General features: G+C 40.0%; 12 protein-coding genes. 7 read left to right on the top strand and 5 right to left on the bottom strand.

Annotated features, from left to right (window positions below):
- The 3 genes from ACFFIP_RS07290 (at position 1) to serS (ending at position 4,912) form a co-directional block, all read left to right on the top strand.
- The gene (locus ACFFIP_RS07290) at positions 1 to 1,056 is read left to right on the top strand and encodes a lysylphosphatidylglycerol synthase transmembrane domain-containing protein (RefSeq protein ID WP_382386932.1); all 1,056 of its coding nucleotides are present in this window, start codon (positions 1 to 3) and stop codon (positions 1,054 to 1,056) included.
- Positions 1,057 to 1,079: 23 nt separating this feature from the next.
- On the top strand, positions 1,080 to 3,551 hold the full coding sequence (locus ACFFIP_RS07285) for a bifunctional UDP-N-acetylmuramoyl-tripeptide:D-alanyl-D-alanine ligase/alanine racemase (RefSeq protein ID WP_382386931.1): 2,472 nt from the start codon (positions 1,080 to 1,082) through the stop codon (positions 3,549 to 3,551).
- Between the two features lie 89 nt (positions 3,552 to 3,640).
- Positions 3,641 to 4,912, top strand: coding sequence for a serine--tRNA ligase (gene serS, locus ACFFIP_RS07280; RefSeq protein WP_382386930.1), 1,272 nt, complete (start codon positions 3,641 to 3,643; stop codon positions 4,910 to 4,912).
- A 77-nt stretch (positions 4,913 to 4,989) separates the two neighbouring features.
- On the opposite strand, the gene ACFFIP_RS07275 is transcribed toward serS, so the two are convergent.
- On the bottom strand, positions 4,990 to 5,547 hold the full coding sequence (locus tag ACFFIP_RS07275) for a hypothetical protein (protein WP_382386929.1): 558 nt from the start codon (positions 5,545 to 5,547) through the stop codon (positions 4,990 to 4,992).
- 64 nt (positions 5,548 to 5,611) lie between these two features.
- Positions 5,612 to 7,135, bottom strand: coding sequence for a 2,3-bisphosphoglycerate-independent phosphoglycerate mutase (gpmI, locus tag ACFFIP_RS07270; protein ID WP_382386928.1), 1,524 nt, complete (start codon positions 7,133 to 7,135; stop codon positions 5,612 to 5,614).
- 190 nt (positions 7,136 to 7,325) lie between these two features.
- Between gpmI and ACFFIP_RS07265 the strand changes: the two genes are divergently transcribed.
- Entirely contained in the window at positions 7,326 to 7,742 is a 417-nt protein-coding gene (locus ACFFIP_RS07265) for a DUF4783 domain-containing protein (protein WP_382386927.1), read from the top strand.
- 27 nt (positions 7,743 to 7,769) lie between these two features.
- The gene (gene nadC / locus ACFFIP_RS07260; protein WP_382386926.1) at positions 7,770 to 8,630 is read left to right on the top strand and encodes a carboxylating nicotinate-nucleotide diphosphorylase; all 861 of its coding nucleotides are present in this window, start codon (positions 7,770 to 7,772) and stop codon (positions 8,628 to 8,630) included.
- A gap of 139 nt (positions 8,631 to 8,769) precedes the next feature.
- Here the strand turns inward: nadC and ACFFIP_RS07255 are convergent, their stop codons facing one another.
- On the bottom strand, positions 8,770 to 10,002 hold the full coding sequence (locus tag ACFFIP_RS07255; protein WP_382386925.1) for an ammonium transporter: 1,233 nt from the start codon (positions 10,000 to 10,002) through the stop codon (positions 8,770 to 8,772).
- A 61-nt stretch (positions 10,003 to 10,063) separates the two neighbouring features.
- On the bottom strand, positions 10,064 to 10,402 hold the full coding sequence (locus tag ACFFIP_RS07250; RefSeq protein ID WP_382386924.1) for a P-II family nitrogen regulator: 339 nt from the start codon (positions 10,400 to 10,402) through the stop codon (positions 10,064 to 10,066).
- A gap of 309 nt (positions 10,403 to 10,711) precedes the next feature.
- On the opposite strand from ACFFIP_RS07250, the gene ACFFIP_RS07245 reads away from it, so the two are divergent.
- The gene (locus tag ACFFIP_RS07245; RefSeq protein WP_382386923.1) at positions 10,712 to 11,617 is read left to right on the top strand and encodes a nucleotidyltransferase family protein; all 906 of its coding nucleotides are present in this window, start codon (positions 10,712 to 10,714) and stop codon (positions 11,615 to 11,617) included.
- A gap of 212 nt (positions 11,618 to 11,829) precedes the next feature.
- Here the strand turns inward: ACFFIP_RS07245 and ACFFIP_RS07240 are convergent, their stop codons facing one another.
- Positions 11,830 to 12,849, bottom strand: a complete 1,020-nt coding sequence (locus ACFFIP_RS07240) for a TolB-like 6-bladed beta-propeller domain-containing protein (RefSeq protein ID WP_382386922.1) — start codon at positions 12,847 to 12,849, stop codon at positions 11,830 to 11,832.
- Positions 12,850 to 13,138: 289 nt separating this feature from the next.
- Here ACFFIP_RS07240 and ACFFIP_RS07235 point away from each other — a divergent pair, with 289 nt between their 5' ends.
- The gene (locus ACFFIP_RS07235) at positions 13,139 to 13,873 is read left to right on the top strand and encodes a hypothetical protein (protein WP_382386921.1); all 735 of its coding nucleotides are present in this window, start codon (positions 13,139 to 13,141) and stop codon (positions 13,871 to 13,873) included.
- Positions 13,874 to 13,919: the final 46 nt, after the last annotated feature.

Genomic DNA, 13,919 nt, shown 5'->3' with positions numbered 1-13,919 from the left:
ATGAAGTTAGATAACAAAAAGATTTTTGAAACCCTTAACCCCAATAAGGTTTGGGTACCTGTGTTGATCGGTATCGGCATAGTCTTTTTGATGTTTTACCTTGATCCAAGTGTCAATGCGAAAACACTCAGCAGTGTATTTGATGCGTCGTTTTGGGGGATACTGATAGCCATCATCGTAATCCTGGGTAGAGACCTAGGATATATTTACAGGATAAGGGAAATTACTGACCGTCAGCTGACTTGGACCAGGGCTTTGTATGTAATTATTTTGTGGGAATTTGCTTCTGCGGTTACGCCATCGGTTGTTGGGGGGACAGCAGTAGCCGTTTTTATTTTGAACAAGGAAGGCATTAAACTTGGAAAGGCTATTGCCTATGTCATGGTGACTGCTATTCTGGATAACTTGTTTTTTGTCATCGGAGCTCCCGTCATTTTATTCCTGGCAAAGGGGAATATTTTCCCGGTAAGTAGGGTGATGGAAATGAAACTTGGCAAAAGTTTAGAAGTACTTTTTTGGACTAGTTATGGTTTGTATGCCTTCTATTCGATAGTCATGGCGGCAGCTTTATTTTTCAGACCCAGGGTATTTAAATGGATCTTGTTGAAGCTTTATTCCATCAAATGGTTAAGAAAATGGAAGCATTCAGCCAATGAGTACGGCAATCAAATCATTGAAGCTTCTAAAGAACTAATTGGGAAAAATTATAAATATTGGCTTCCGATAATAGGCGCCACCATCTTTATTTGGTCTTCCCGTTACCTGATGCTCAACGCCCTGATCGGAGCTTATGAATCACTGACGATATCTGAGCATGTGGTCATTTTCGCCAGACAAGTCATCATGTGGATTGTGATGATGATTTCACCTACACCGGGCAGTAGTGGTACTGCGGAGTTTTTCTTTGCGCAGTTTTTCACCCAATTTCTAAGTGGATATACTTTTGTGACCAGTATCTTGTGGAGGCTGTTCTCTTATTATCCTTATTTGTTGTTGGGTGCCATCTTTCTGCCTCGTTGGATCAAGCAGGTCTTTTTCAAAAAGAAAGAAGAATAAAATCAATTGTTTAATTTCGGTTTATGATTCAAAGCCTGACTTCCGAGCAAATTGCAATTGTGCTTGAAGCTAACCTTACGGGAAAAGCGGATGGCCCTTTGGTTTCACAGATTGTCATTGACTCAAGAAATATTTTGCAGCCCGAAAATGCACTATTTGTGGCTTTGAAAGGGGCAAAATTTGATGGTCATGACTTTATTGAAGAAATTCATGCATTAGGGGTCAATGTTTTTTTGGTTTCAACACATTATAAAATTCCTTCCAAAATATCAAAATCGGCCATTTTTATTCAAGTGGAGGACACAAAACAAGCTTTGCAGAAGCTCGCGGCCTATCAAAGGCATTTGTTTCAAGGTCCATTGATAGGTATTACGGGAAGTAATGGAAAGACAATCATTAAAGAGTGGTTGGGTCAGATCTTGGGACAGCAATATGCGGTGGCCAAAAGCCCCAAAAGCTATAACAGTCAGGTTGGAGTTCCACTTTCTGTTTTTGGGATAGAAGCTGGGCATCAGTTGGCCATCATGGAAGCTGGTATTTCTAGACCTCAGGAGATGGAAAAGCTAGCCAATATCCTTAAACCACAATTAGGAATTTTTGCAAATATTGGTACAGCACACGAGGAAGGTTTTGATTCAATGGAGCAAAAATTGGCTGAAAAAGCCAAGCTCTTTGAGTCCTGCAGATTTATCATTTATCGTAAGGAACATGCTAAGATTGGACAACACCTGATTTCAGTCTTTGAAAGCGAAAAGTTGGTTTCCTGGTCTGATGGGATAGGGGCAGACTATGTTCTTACAGTCAAAAAGGAGGAGGACAAATCCAAAATCCTATTGATCAGGCCGGACATGAGTGTTTTTACCTTTCATGTTCCATTTACAGATGAAGCTTCCCTTGAAAATATCCGTCATGTCATCACAGCGGCACTGACTTTAGGGATGGATCCAAAGCTTATTCAGGAAGGTTTAAACCACCTCAAAGCAGTTGACATGCGCCTGACTTTGAAGCCCGGTGTCAACCAGAGTTTGATCATAGATGATACCTATAATAATGACCTGGCAGGTCTCCGCCTGGCCTTGGATTTTATGGCTGCCCAAAGACCGAAGAAAAGAAAGATTTTGATCATTTCTGACCTGCTTCAAATTGGAGATATTTCTCAGGTTTATGAAGAAGTTCAGAAGCTTTTGAACTACCATAATATTGATTTTTTGATTGGTGTAGGAGAAGATATTGGCAGTCTTCAGGGAAGGCTAGGTTTTGGAAGCCAATTTTACAGGGATACAGAAGAGCTGTTAAGAAACTTGGATCTCGAATTTTTCGACAATGATTTGATTTTGGTCACGGGAGCAAGGAAGTTTGGTTTTGAAGCAATCGTGAATCTGCTGCAGCAAAGGATTCATGGGACAACCTTGGAAATCAATCTCAATGCCCTGACCCACAATTATAACTTTTTTAAAACCAAACTTCTTCCACAAACCAAAGTAATGGTTATGGTAAAGGCATTTGCTTATGGAGGAGGAGCGGCAGAAATAGCCAATCACCTGCAGCAGTTGAAGGCGGATTATCTGGCGGTGGCTTACACGGATGAAGGTGTGGCATTGAGGAAAGAAGGCATTAGACTTCCCATCATGGTTTTGAATCCTGTGCAAGAGTCCTTTATTCACTTGCAGCAATATGACCTTGAACCGGTAGTCTACAGCCCTCCATTTTTCAGGGAACTGGCTAAATTCTGTCATGTTCAACAAACAGTAATGAAAGTCCATCTGGATCTAGATACTGGTATGCATCGTTTGGGATTTGAAGAACAGCATATTGCTGACTTATTGGAGCTGATCCAAAAATATCCACAGCTTCAGATAGGGAGTTTATATACCCACTTGGTTGGGGCAGATGAGGAAATCCATCATGATTTTACTGTAGGACAATTAAAGCTTTTCATGTCAATGGCGGATGAAATTGTCTCAAAGCTTGACTATGTGCCACTACGACATGCCTTAAACTCCGCTGGAATCATCAGATTCCCTGAATACCAATTGGATATGGTAAGATTGGGCATTGGGCTTTATGGGGTGGAGGTTAGCGGTCGATTTGATAGCCATTTGAAACCCATCAGTACCTTGAAGACTACTATTTCGCAGATTAAAAGTCTTTCCAAGGGAGACACAATTGGTTATAGCAGAAAAGGGGTAATGGACCAAGCCGGAAGAATTGCGACCATAGCCATTGGCTATGCAGATGGCTATGATAGGAGGTTTAGCAATGGTAAAGGATATGTACTCATCCATGGTAAAAAAGCACCGGTAATAGGAAATGTCTGTATGGACATGGCCATGATTGATATCAGTGGTCTTGATGAAATCAAGGAAGGGGATGAGGTCGTGATTTATGGACCAACTATTTCCTTAAAGGAGCTTGCTGAAAGGATAGGCACCATTCCATATGAACTCCTGACAAATATCAGCAGCCGTGTGAAGCGGGTTTATTACCTGGATTGAGATTCCTTGCCCAATTTGCAAAATCTGAAGTGCGGATTCCATCAACATCCTTATCTTTGTATCAAACAACACCATTTTCTCCGTAAACTATGTTACTTGTAAATTCCATCAGGGACAATTTTGAAATCGTTTTGGAAGGGCTTCAAAAAAGAAACTTCCCAAATGCTGAGGCTGTACTTCATCAGGTATTGGATATTGATAAAAGCAGGAAAGAGACCCAAGCCCAAAGGGATAATCTTCAGGCAGAATCCAATGCTGTTTCCAAGAAGATAGGTATGTTGATGAAGGAAGGTAAAAAGGAAGAGGCTGAAAGAATCAAGAGCAGGACAGTAGAAATCAAAGAACAGGTTAAGGCACTTGAAGAAGCTTATAATACTTACGAAGAGGATTTGACGCAGCTGTTGTACACCATCCCTAATGTTCCACATGTATCTGTACCAAAAGGAAAATCTGCTGATGATAATGAGGTAGTGCTTACCCATGGGGAAATTCCTGTACTTCCGGAGGACAAGCTGCCACATTGGGAGCTTATCAAAAAGTATGACATCATTGATTTTGACTTAGGTGTTAAAATTACAGGAGCCGGATTTCCGATATATAAAGGAAGAGGAGCAAGGTTGCAGCGTGCCTTGATCAATTTTTTCCTGGATGAAGCCATTAAGGCGGGATATGTTGAAGTTCAGCCACCAATTTTGGTCAATGAAGATTCCGGTTATGGAACAGGTCAGCTTCCTGATAAAGAAGGTCAGATGTATGAGGCGACAGTGGACAAGCTATACCTGATTCCAACTGCTGAGGTGCCCATCACGAATATGTATAGGGATGTGATTTTGAATGAATTGGAGTTTCCCATCAAAAATGTGGGCTACACCCCTTGTTTTAGAAGGGAAGCCGGAAGTTGGGGAGCACATGTGAGGGGATTAAACAGGCTGCATCAGTTTGACAAAGTGGAAATTGTCCATATTTCCCACCCTGATAATTCTTATGAAGCATTGGAAGAAATGAGTGCCTATGTACAGGGCTTGCTTCAAAAATTGGAACTTCCTTATAGAGTATTGAGACTTTGTGGAGGGGATATGGGCTTCACATCAGCGTTGACCTATGATATGGAGGTCTTTTCTGCAGCACAGGAAAGATGGCTGGAAGTAAGTTCGGTCAGTAACTTTGAGTCTTATCAGGCCAACAGATTGAAACTTCGTTATAGAGGTGAGGACAAGAAAACACAATTGGCACATACCCTTAATGGCAGTGCACTGGCGCTACCAAGGATTGTGGCTGCAATACTCGAAAATAATCAAACAGAAGAAGGTATTAAGATGCCTAAAGTGCTGATTCCTTATTTAGGTTTTGACATAATTTGATCCAATCCTTTGCATCAAAAAAAGAGGCTGTCTTCAAATGATGAAGACAGCCTCTTTTTTTGATTGATAGCAGGAGATTAATGAACTGTTGCGCTGATTACCAGTTTGTTGGGTTTTGAAAATACCACCTCCTGAATGTTTTCAATGGTATATTGGTCGATTTCCCTAGTTTCACTGTGAAGTACCAATACACCCCTTGTTTTTGAGCTGTAAAAAGGATTTTCAGTTAAGGCGTTGAAGCTAATTTGTTTGACTTCACCGTTGAGATATTGGATGACCAGTTTTTTGACTTTTCCTTTCTCTCCTTCTTTCAATTCATGGATGAGGAATTTCTCACTTCTTTCCGTTTCATAAGCATTGGCAAGTACTGCTTTGTTGATGTCTGCCTGTAAAAAGAAATCTAGTTCTTTCAACCACTCTTCAGCATTGGGGATATCGGTAGTTGTTTCATTTTTGCCATTGATGTTGATTTCCTTTCTAAGAGTCTTTCCCTCTATTACAGGAATTTTAGCTTCTACAAATTCTTTGATGGGGAAATAACTGGTTTCTACACCTTTTGCGGAATCTGAAATATTAGAACAGCTCCAACACATGGATAAGACCAGCAGACTGCTAAGATAATATTTCACGTTCATGTAACTACTTGATAATGGATGATCAAAGATATCAGCTCTTCCCTAAGATGGAGAAGAGCTGTATTTATTTCAAGAGGATTTCTCCGGTCATTTCTTTTGGTATTTCAATATCCATAAGACTGAGGATGGTTGGTGCCAGGTCACCCAGTTTGCCGTTATTAACTTCTAATCGATCTTGGTCATCCACCATGATGAATGGAACCAAATTAGTAGTGTGGGCGGTATTCGGGGTGCCATCTTCATTGATCATGACGTCACTGTTGCCATGGTCAGCAATTACAATAGTGGTATAACCACTTTCTAAAGCTTGCTCAATGACCTGTTCGGCACATTTATCCACAGCTTCACAAGCTTTTACCGCGGCATCAAATACACCTGTATGGCCGACCATATCAGCATTGGCAAAATTGAGACAGATAAAATCAACTTCTTTTTTCTTAAGCTCAGGTTTGATTTTGCTGGCAATTTCAAAAGCACTCATTTCTGGCTTCAGATCATATGTGGCCACTTTAGGAGATGGGCACAGGATTCTGCTTTCACCTTCAAATTCCCTTTCCCTACCGCCTGAAAAGAAGAAGGTCACATGAGGATATTTTTCAGTTTCGGCAATTCTGATCTGCTTTTTCCCATTGGCTTCCAATACCTGCCCTAGGGTGTTGTTCAGATTGTCTTTCTCAAACAGCACTTTAACATCTTTGAAAGTATCGTCGTAATTGGTGAAAGTGATGTAGTGAAGTTTGAGTTTTTTCATGCTAAAATCTTCAAAATCCGTTTGGGTAAGTACTTGGGTGATTTCCCTGCCCCTATCGGTTCTGAAGTTGAAATTGATAACGACATCCCCTTCTTCGATGGTTGCCATTGGTTTGTTGTCGCCATTGGCCTGAATTATTGGTCGGATAAATTCGTCTGTAACCCCATTGCTATAGGATTTTACTACTGAGGCAATGATATCCTTAGATTTTTCTCCTTCTCCATGCACGAGTGCATCATAGGCCAGTTTGACACGTTCCCATCTTTTGTCCCTGTCCATAGCATAGTATCGGCCAACTACAGAAGCAAGAGTACCTGTGGAGTGTTGAAGATGTTCTTTGAGCTCATTTAGAAAATGCACGCCGCTCTTGGGATCGGTATCCCTGCCATCAGTGAATGCATGGATATAAGCTTCATGTACATCATTGGCTTTAGCAGCATCACAGAGGCCTTTCAGGTGGTTGATGTGGGCATGTACTCCGCCATCGGAAACCAATCCTATAAAATGCACTTTTTTTCGAGATGATTTGGCATATTGAAAGGCTTCAACCAAAACAGGATGCGTGTTAAGATCACCTTCTGTTACTGCTTTATTGATTTTGACCAGGTCCTGATAGACTACCCGGCCAGCGCCAATGTTCATGTGACCCACCTCGGAATTTCCCATTTGACCTTCGGGCAGGCCTACTGCCAGACCGGAAGCATCCAATTTGGCATGGGGATATTTGTTATATAAGCTGTCGATGAATGGCGTTTGGGCTTTGTCAATTGCAGAAACTGCCGGATTTGTGGCAATACCCCATCCATCCAAAATCATCAATAATACTTTCTTTTCCATCGTATTCATTTACATTCATGTAAAAAAACAAGTTCATTTGAACTCAAATAAACCGTAAAAATGCTCATTCTTTATGAAGTCGGCAATAATAGGGGGATTTAAATTTATTTTTTGAAAGAGAAAGTAAACAATTCTGTTGTAAAGCAAAAGAATAGAAAATTTGGCTTAATATTTGTTTACTTAGTTTTTCATGAAAAAATTGCTTCAAATAGCAGCGCTGCTGTTACTGATATATTCATATGCCTTTGCAAAGACGAGTACTGAACCTCTTGATTCAATAGAAGAGATCGTTTCGGTATTTCAGTCAGGTTCCAGTAAGGAGTTGGCCAAGTTTTTTGACCAGGGAATTGATATCAATATAAATGGTAATCAAGGAGATTATTCTAGAAGCCAGGCAGAATTGGTCATGCGGGATTTTTTCAGGAAGTTTCCGCCAATGGGCTTTCAATTGGTCCATAAAGGCAGTAATTCTGACCAAGTCATCAATTATATAGGCAATTATGAATCAGAAGATGGCGTTTTTAGGGTTTTTATCAGGGGCAAAAGAGAAGAAGGTGAGATAAAAGTTTACAGTTTGGACATAGTTAAAGGAGCAAATAAGAATTAGTCCTATTTATTTTTTTAATTTTGTGGGATGAAAAAACCCAAGTATATCAACCCGGAGAGCCTTAGTGTTTTTATTCAAAGAGCGTTGGCGGAAGATGTCGGTGACGGCGATCATTCTACATTAGGATCTATCCCAAAAGGTCAGCAGGATCAGGCGCAATTGCTCATCAAAGAAGACGGCATCATTGCGGGCTTGGAGCTGGCAAAACTTATTTTTCATCAATTTGACCCTAAACTTGAGGTAGACTTGCTGTTAAAAGATGGGGACCAAGTCAAAAAAGGAGACATCGGACTTAAGGTTTCAGGGTCAGCTGCCTCTATTTTGACTACAGAACGACTCGTTCTGAACTGTATGCAGCGCATGAGTGGCATCGCTACCAAAACACATCAATTGAATCAACTTATCTCCCATACCAAAGCCAGGTTGATGGATACCCGAAAAACCACCCCCAATTTCCGAATGATGGAAAAATGGGCTGTCTTGCTGGGGGGAGGTCTCAATCATAGATTTGCCCTTTATGACATGGTGATGCTGAAAGACAACCATATCGATTTTGCTGGGGGAATCAAAAACGCCATCCACAATACCAGAAGTTATCTGGCCTCTAAAGGTTTGGCGTTGAAAATTGAAGTAGAGACGAGAACTTTGGAAGAAGTGGAGGAAGTGCTTCAGGTAGGAGGAATTGATTTTATCATGTTGGACAACATGGATTATGCCACCATGAGGAAAGCAGTGCAAATGGTCAATGGCAGATATCCTTTGGAGGCTTCGGGAGGCATTACAGAAGAAACGCTGAAAGATGTGGCAGAATGCGGAGTCGATTTCATCTCGGTGGGTGCATTGACACATCAGGTGAAGAGTATGGATATCAGTTTGAAAGCGTTCTGAAATTACCAGTGATCAATTACTAATTTCCAATGTTCAAGTGGGAAAATAGCGCGATGTAAACTGAAATAATGAGAAGGTATTAAAAAAAGCTGTTCTGGTGATCCAGGACAGCTTTTTTTGTGAGTAGACTGGAAAGCAATCAATCTTTAGGAGCGAAGTCAGGATAAGCCTGCATGCTGTGTTCGTGGATGTCCAAACCTTCGGTTTCTTCTTTTTCATGAACACGTATGCCGATACTTCTTTTCATACTGAAGAAGATCAGCCAGCTTGCCAAGAAGCAGAATGCGCCGACGATCCCAATACCGATCAATTGGGAGAGTACTTGTTGTATTCCTGCCAAACTTCCAAAAAGTCCTACCGCCAAGGTGCCCCAAATGCCACCGATCAAATGGACGGAAATGGCACCCACCGGATCATCAATTTTTATTTTATCAAAGAAAACAACTCCCATCACCACTAATCCGCCACCAATAAACCCAATGATGGCAGCTTCGGCTATACTCATGAGGTCAGCACCTGCAGTTATCCCTACAAGTCCGGCCAGGATTCCGTTGAGTACCATGGTGATGTCATAGGTTTTGAATTTTAGGTAGGAAGTCAATAATGCCCCAAAAGCTCCTGAGGCACCAGCTATGGCTGTGGTCACAAAGACCAAGGATACGGTGCCAGGATCCGCGCTCAGTACCGAACCCCCATTAAAGCCGAACCAGCCAAACCAAAGTAAAAACACCCCAATAGTGGCCATTGGTATATTGTGTCCGGGTATGGCCCTCATGCCTGATTCTGTATATTTTCCAATTCTGGGACCCAAAAGAAATGCGCCGACCAATGCACCCCAACCTCCGACTGAATGTACAATGGTGGACCCTGCAAAGTCATAAAAAGGAGTGTCTAAGGTGTCCAGAAATCCGCCTCCCCATTTCCACATGCCCACTATGGGGTAGCAAATGCCTACATATAAGATGGAGAAGAAAATAAATGGCCCAAGTTTGATCCTTTCGGCTACCGCACCGGAGACAATGGTGGCTGCAGTAGCTGCAAACATGGCCTGAAAGATGAAATCGGTGAAGAAGGTATATCCCTCGTTGTAAGCAAAAGTATTCCAACCTTCCGGTAAAGAGATGCCGATACCGCTCAAGCCGATAAAACTTCCTGCAAAATTTTCCCCCGGATACATGAGGTTAAAGCCAATAAAAGCATAGGTCAGTAAGCCAATGGCCGGTATGATGGTGTTTTTGAAGAGGATATTGACCGTGTTTTTGGCCCGGGTCAGTCCAGCCTCCAATGATGCAAATCCCAGGTGCATGATAAAGACCAGGATCGTGGCCACCATCATCCAGAGGTTGTTGATGGTAAATAATTCTTGATTCATAGGTTTGTTAGATTTGATTTTGAGATGCCTTTTGAGAGACAAAAGGGAGGGGTTTTGAGGATTAAAGGGCTTCTGTTCCCTTATCGTTGTTCCTGATTCGATACGCGTCCAAAGCTTCATAGATGAATATCTTCCCATCACCGACTTCTCCAGTTCGGCCGGTGGTCAGGATGCAATTGATGATCTCATCCATATGCTCGTCTGCTGTGACGATTTCAATTTTTGTCCTCGGGATATAGGCTGGTTCATAAGCCACACCTCTATAGGTTTGCGGTTTGGCATGTTCCATGCCCATTCCTTTCACCTCGTAAAAGGTGAAGAATTTCACACCCAAACTTGCAATACACTGATGTATCTCCTCGAATTTGGATGTTCTAATAATCGCTTCGATTTTTTTCATTTTGGATAATTTTTCAACGGGTTTAATAGGAATTTGATGCTAATCTAAATCAAATATTGTCAAAAGTATAAAATTTGGTTAAAAAAAATACCTAATGAGCACAAAAAGATGTAAAAAATGAATAATGTGGTAAAAATATAAACCAAATAATTTACATATTGTGATTAAAATAAGAATTCAGGATTAAAATCAAACCCTAACAGCGATATTTTGCTAGTTTTAGGTTTCTTTTTTAAATAATCTCAGGATTTCTTTATAAAAAGTATTTAAAATCTAATTTTGGGGTCTATTTGAACCAATTAAGATTTTATGGAAATGAAACCAACACTTTTGGTACTGGCAGCAGGAATGGGCAGCCGATATGGAGGAAACAAGCAAATTGACGGATTCGGCCCAAATGGGGAAACCATCCTGGAATATTCGATCTATGATGCCATCAGGGCAGGATTTGGGAAAGTGGTGCTGATTGTTAGAGAAGAGATTCTTCAGACCGCCAAGGATTTGCTATTGCCCAAATTAGAGGGAAAGATTGAGGTGGATTTTGTGCTGCAGTCACTGCAAAGTTTCGTGCCGCAAGAATTCCAAAATCCGGAAAGAGTGAAGCCTTATGGTACAGCGCATGCCGTTCTTTGCGCCAAAGATGCCATTGCAGAACCATTTGCAGTAATCAATGCGGATGATTTCTATGGAAAGGAAGCCTTTGAAGTTTTGGGTAAGTTCCTAACTAATGGAGTACAGCCTAATCTGCATGCCATGGTGGGCTATGCCATTCAGAATGTGCTTTCCGCGCATGGTACGGTGAGTCGTGGCGTATGTACCATGAATGGTGCCAATCAATTGGTAGGCATGGTCGAAAGGACCTCCATTGCCAGAGAAGGAGATAAGATTATTTCAAGAGGAGAAGGTGAGGAAATTGAAATTGCAGAAAACACTCCTGTTTCCATGAATTTCTGGGGTTTTCATCAGGCAGTATTCTCTGATATTCAAAGCATGTGGCATGAGTTTCTACCTGCCAATAAGGAAAACCTGAAGTCAGAGTTTTACATTCCTACAGTAGCGAATAATCTGATTCAGGCAGGAAAAGCTGCTTTTGAAATCCTTCCGGGTGGCAAAACCTGGTTTGGGGTGACCTATACAGAAGATAAGCCAATAGTCATCGAGGCTTTGAAGCAGATGCATGCTTCGGGAGAATATCCTGAAAAGCTTTGGGGATAATGACAAAAAACCTTAGAGCCTGGGTGGATGATGCCACAAAGGCTCTAAGGCATTTTAGAAAGGGCTAATTTTTGGGCAATCAAATTACGAAACAGACTCAGAGGAAAAGGGTCTCATTGTGACGTAAAAGTGTAAGGTGCTATCATGCTTCAATTCCAGTGGGGGAAGGTCCTGTGGATTATTCTTAAACCCCCTCAAACCAAGAAAACAATTTATTCATGTATATGAAACTTTACCAATTGATATTCTGAATTATCCGAATTAGAAGTAAGGGCAAAAATCAAGTTGTCTTGGTAAATTGAAAAACGGAAGATTTCAATATCCAAACGATATCGTTTCACAGGTTTTCCACTCAAATCAAATACTTTTATTTCACTCCCATCCTTTATTTGTCGGTCCAAGACATACAAATAATCCTTGGTAATAACGGGAGAAGTATAAAATGGTTCCTTAGTCAATTCCTCAAATGACGGCACTTGATGGGGACCGACTGTAGAGATTTTGGATTCAGTTTGACCATTATACAGCTCAATAAGCGGAAGATGAGGGTATGATAGGAAAACAAAATCTCCTAAACTTGCCCCATTTACAAAAGTGGTCGCCTGTATGTCTGCATCCAATGCCCGAAATTGTGGATGTTTGAGGCCTGCAGGTAGCGCTTCACTGAGTTGGGGCAATTCACCAAAGGCACTTGGCCTCCCTACAGTTGAATCAGATAAATTATACTTAAACATTCGAAATTGTTGTTCTTGTTGGTAACTTCCTGTCATCACTAACTCTTGACCAGAGATATGAACAAAACCATTGTAGAGCATATCCTTTTGGATAACTTCTTTCAAAGCGGAGTTTTTAAGCAGTAGTGTGTCAATATCATAAATCAACACCTTGGCTAATTCCGGATCATATGCGCCAAATTGGTTCTCATGATAAGGAAAAAAACTCCAAACATCGAAAATTTCCAAGGGACCAGCACCTCGAGAGCCAAATATCCCGAGATAGTTATTTTCAGAAATGTGGTAGAGATGAAATAAACCCTGAGAGGCTTGATCAGAAATAATCAAAAGGTCTCCAATAGCAATGGTTTTACCTGGTATAAAAAGATTCTCACTGACCTCTGAAATTAAAATACTTTCAAGATTAATAGGGAGATCAAAATCCTCATTTTTGACCACTTGAGTGGTATTCAAAATACTTAATTCATTTTCCTTGGAATAAAATTTACAGGAACTCATTGAAAAAATCATTGCTATTAGGAAAGTCAATTTTATTAAACTTTTCATCAATAATTACTTTTCTGGAACATTTATGCGTTAGAATAGAACAATTCGACCAAAGAAAAACACCAAGGTAAAAGTTAAAGCGAAGATATTACTTCTTTTTTATGGTTGTACTTTTTAGTTAAAAATAATTTTGATTAACCAAGTTTTAATCCTTAAGTCGATGAACTACAAAATACCTAAAAATGGGTATTTTATAGTTCAAGCAAAGTTTTTACTTTTAGAAACACTAAACTTTTAAAAAATGAAAACACATCAAAACACATCAAAACACATCAAAACACATTATTCAAAATACCTTTGCATTTTTGGATTGTTTTTTCTGCTTCTAACTTCTTGTTTACAAAATGAAGAAAACTCTAATTTTGAAGAGCAACTGATTAAAAATCTAGTTTTAAAATACAATTTCAATCTCGAAGGAATCAAAAAAAATGTCTCAGAAGGTTTTAAAGTAAATGATTTAAATGAATTTGAAAATTATTTAAAGAGTATTTCAAATCACCTATATGATTTTGAGGACCTGAAAAACCTTTATTTCAAAAATGGTATTGATTTGGAAAAATTCCTAGCTGCTGACTATTCAATTGATCAAGTTAGTGAAATCAATTTATCATCCTTAGATAGGATTGAGTGTATTCAAAATGCTCAAACAGTTTATGGCCGTCTTAATTCTGGAAATCCGTTAACTTATATTGACGTAACTTTTAATATAGGTTCAGGATCTGGCTTAATCGAAAGTTTCCAAGCAACTTTGGGTGGATTAACTTTAGGTGTTTCTTTAGGAAGAAACAATTTTCAAAATAGTCAAACTGCAGGGTCAAATAATAATTATATTTATTCAGGCATTTACACTTTCACCCTCGTTTATTCTATAAGTTATCCAAACATTGGAACTGTATACGTTACAGAAATCACAAAATGGCAAATTAGAACTGATGGCTGCACTGGCACAACTCATTGGATCCAAATAATAGAATAAAACCTTTAAATTATCAAAAAATGAAACTGAACATAATTACTAATTC

This window comes from Fontibacter flavus, from assembly GCF_042432905.1.
Taxonomy (GTDB): Bacteria; Bacteroidota; Bacteroidia; order Cytophagales; family Cyclobacteriaceae; genus Fontibacter; species Fontibacter flavus.
The sequence above is the reverse complement of the archived record's forward strand: the minus strand, read 5'-3'. Positions and strand labels throughout refer to the sequence as shown.

Excerpts from the sequence above, each read along its gene's own strand:
- ACFFIP_RS07290 (WP_382386932.1), top strand. The coding sequence starts at position 1 with ATGAAGTTAGATAACAAAAAGATTTTTGAAACCCTTAACCCCAATAAG.
- ACFFIP_RS07275 (WP_382386929.1), bottom strand. The coding sequence starts at position 5,547 with ATGAACGTGAAATATTATCTTAGCAGTCTGCTGGTCTTATCCATGTGT.
- serS (WP_382386930.1), top strand. The coding sequence starts at position 3,641 with ATGTTACTTGTAAATTCCATCAGGGACAATTTTGAAATCGTTTTGGAA.
- ACFFIP_RS07235 (WP_382386921.1), top strand. The coding sequence starts at position 13,139 with ATGAAAACACATCAAAACACATCAAAACACATCAAAACACATTATTCA.
- ACFFIP_RS07240 (WP_382386922.1), bottom strand. The coding sequence starts at position 12,849 with ATGAGTTCCTGTAAATTTTATTCCAAGGAAAATGAATTAAGTATTTTG.
- gpmI (WP_382386928.1), bottom strand. The coding sequence starts at position 7,135 with ATGGAAAAGAAAGTATTATTGATGATTTTGGATGGATGGGGTATTGCC.
- ACFFIP_RS07285 (WP_382386931.1), top strand. The coding sequence starts at position 1,080 with ATGATTCAAAGCCTGACTTCCGAGCAAATTGCAATTGTGCTTGAAGCT.
- ACFFIP_RS07255 (WP_382386925.1), bottom strand. The coding sequence starts at position 10,002 with ATGAATCAAGAATTATTTACCATCAACAACCTCTGGATGATGGTGGCC.
- nadC (WP_382386926.1), top strand. The coding sequence starts at position 7,770 with ATGAAAAAACCCAAGTATATCAACCCGGAGAGCCTTAGTGTTTTTATT.
- ACFFIP_RS07250 (WP_382386924.1), bottom strand. The coding sequence starts at position 10,402 with ATGAAAAAAATCGAAGCGATTATTAGAACATCCAAATTCGAGGAGATA.
- ACFFIP_RS07245 (WP_382386923.1), top strand. The coding sequence starts at position 10,712 with ATGGAAATGAAACCAACACTTTTGGTACTGGCAGCAGGAATGGGCAGC.
- ACFFIP_RS07265 (WP_382386927.1), top strand. The coding sequence starts at position 7,326 with ATGAAAAAATTGCTTCAAATAGCAGCGCTGCTGTTACTGATATATTCA.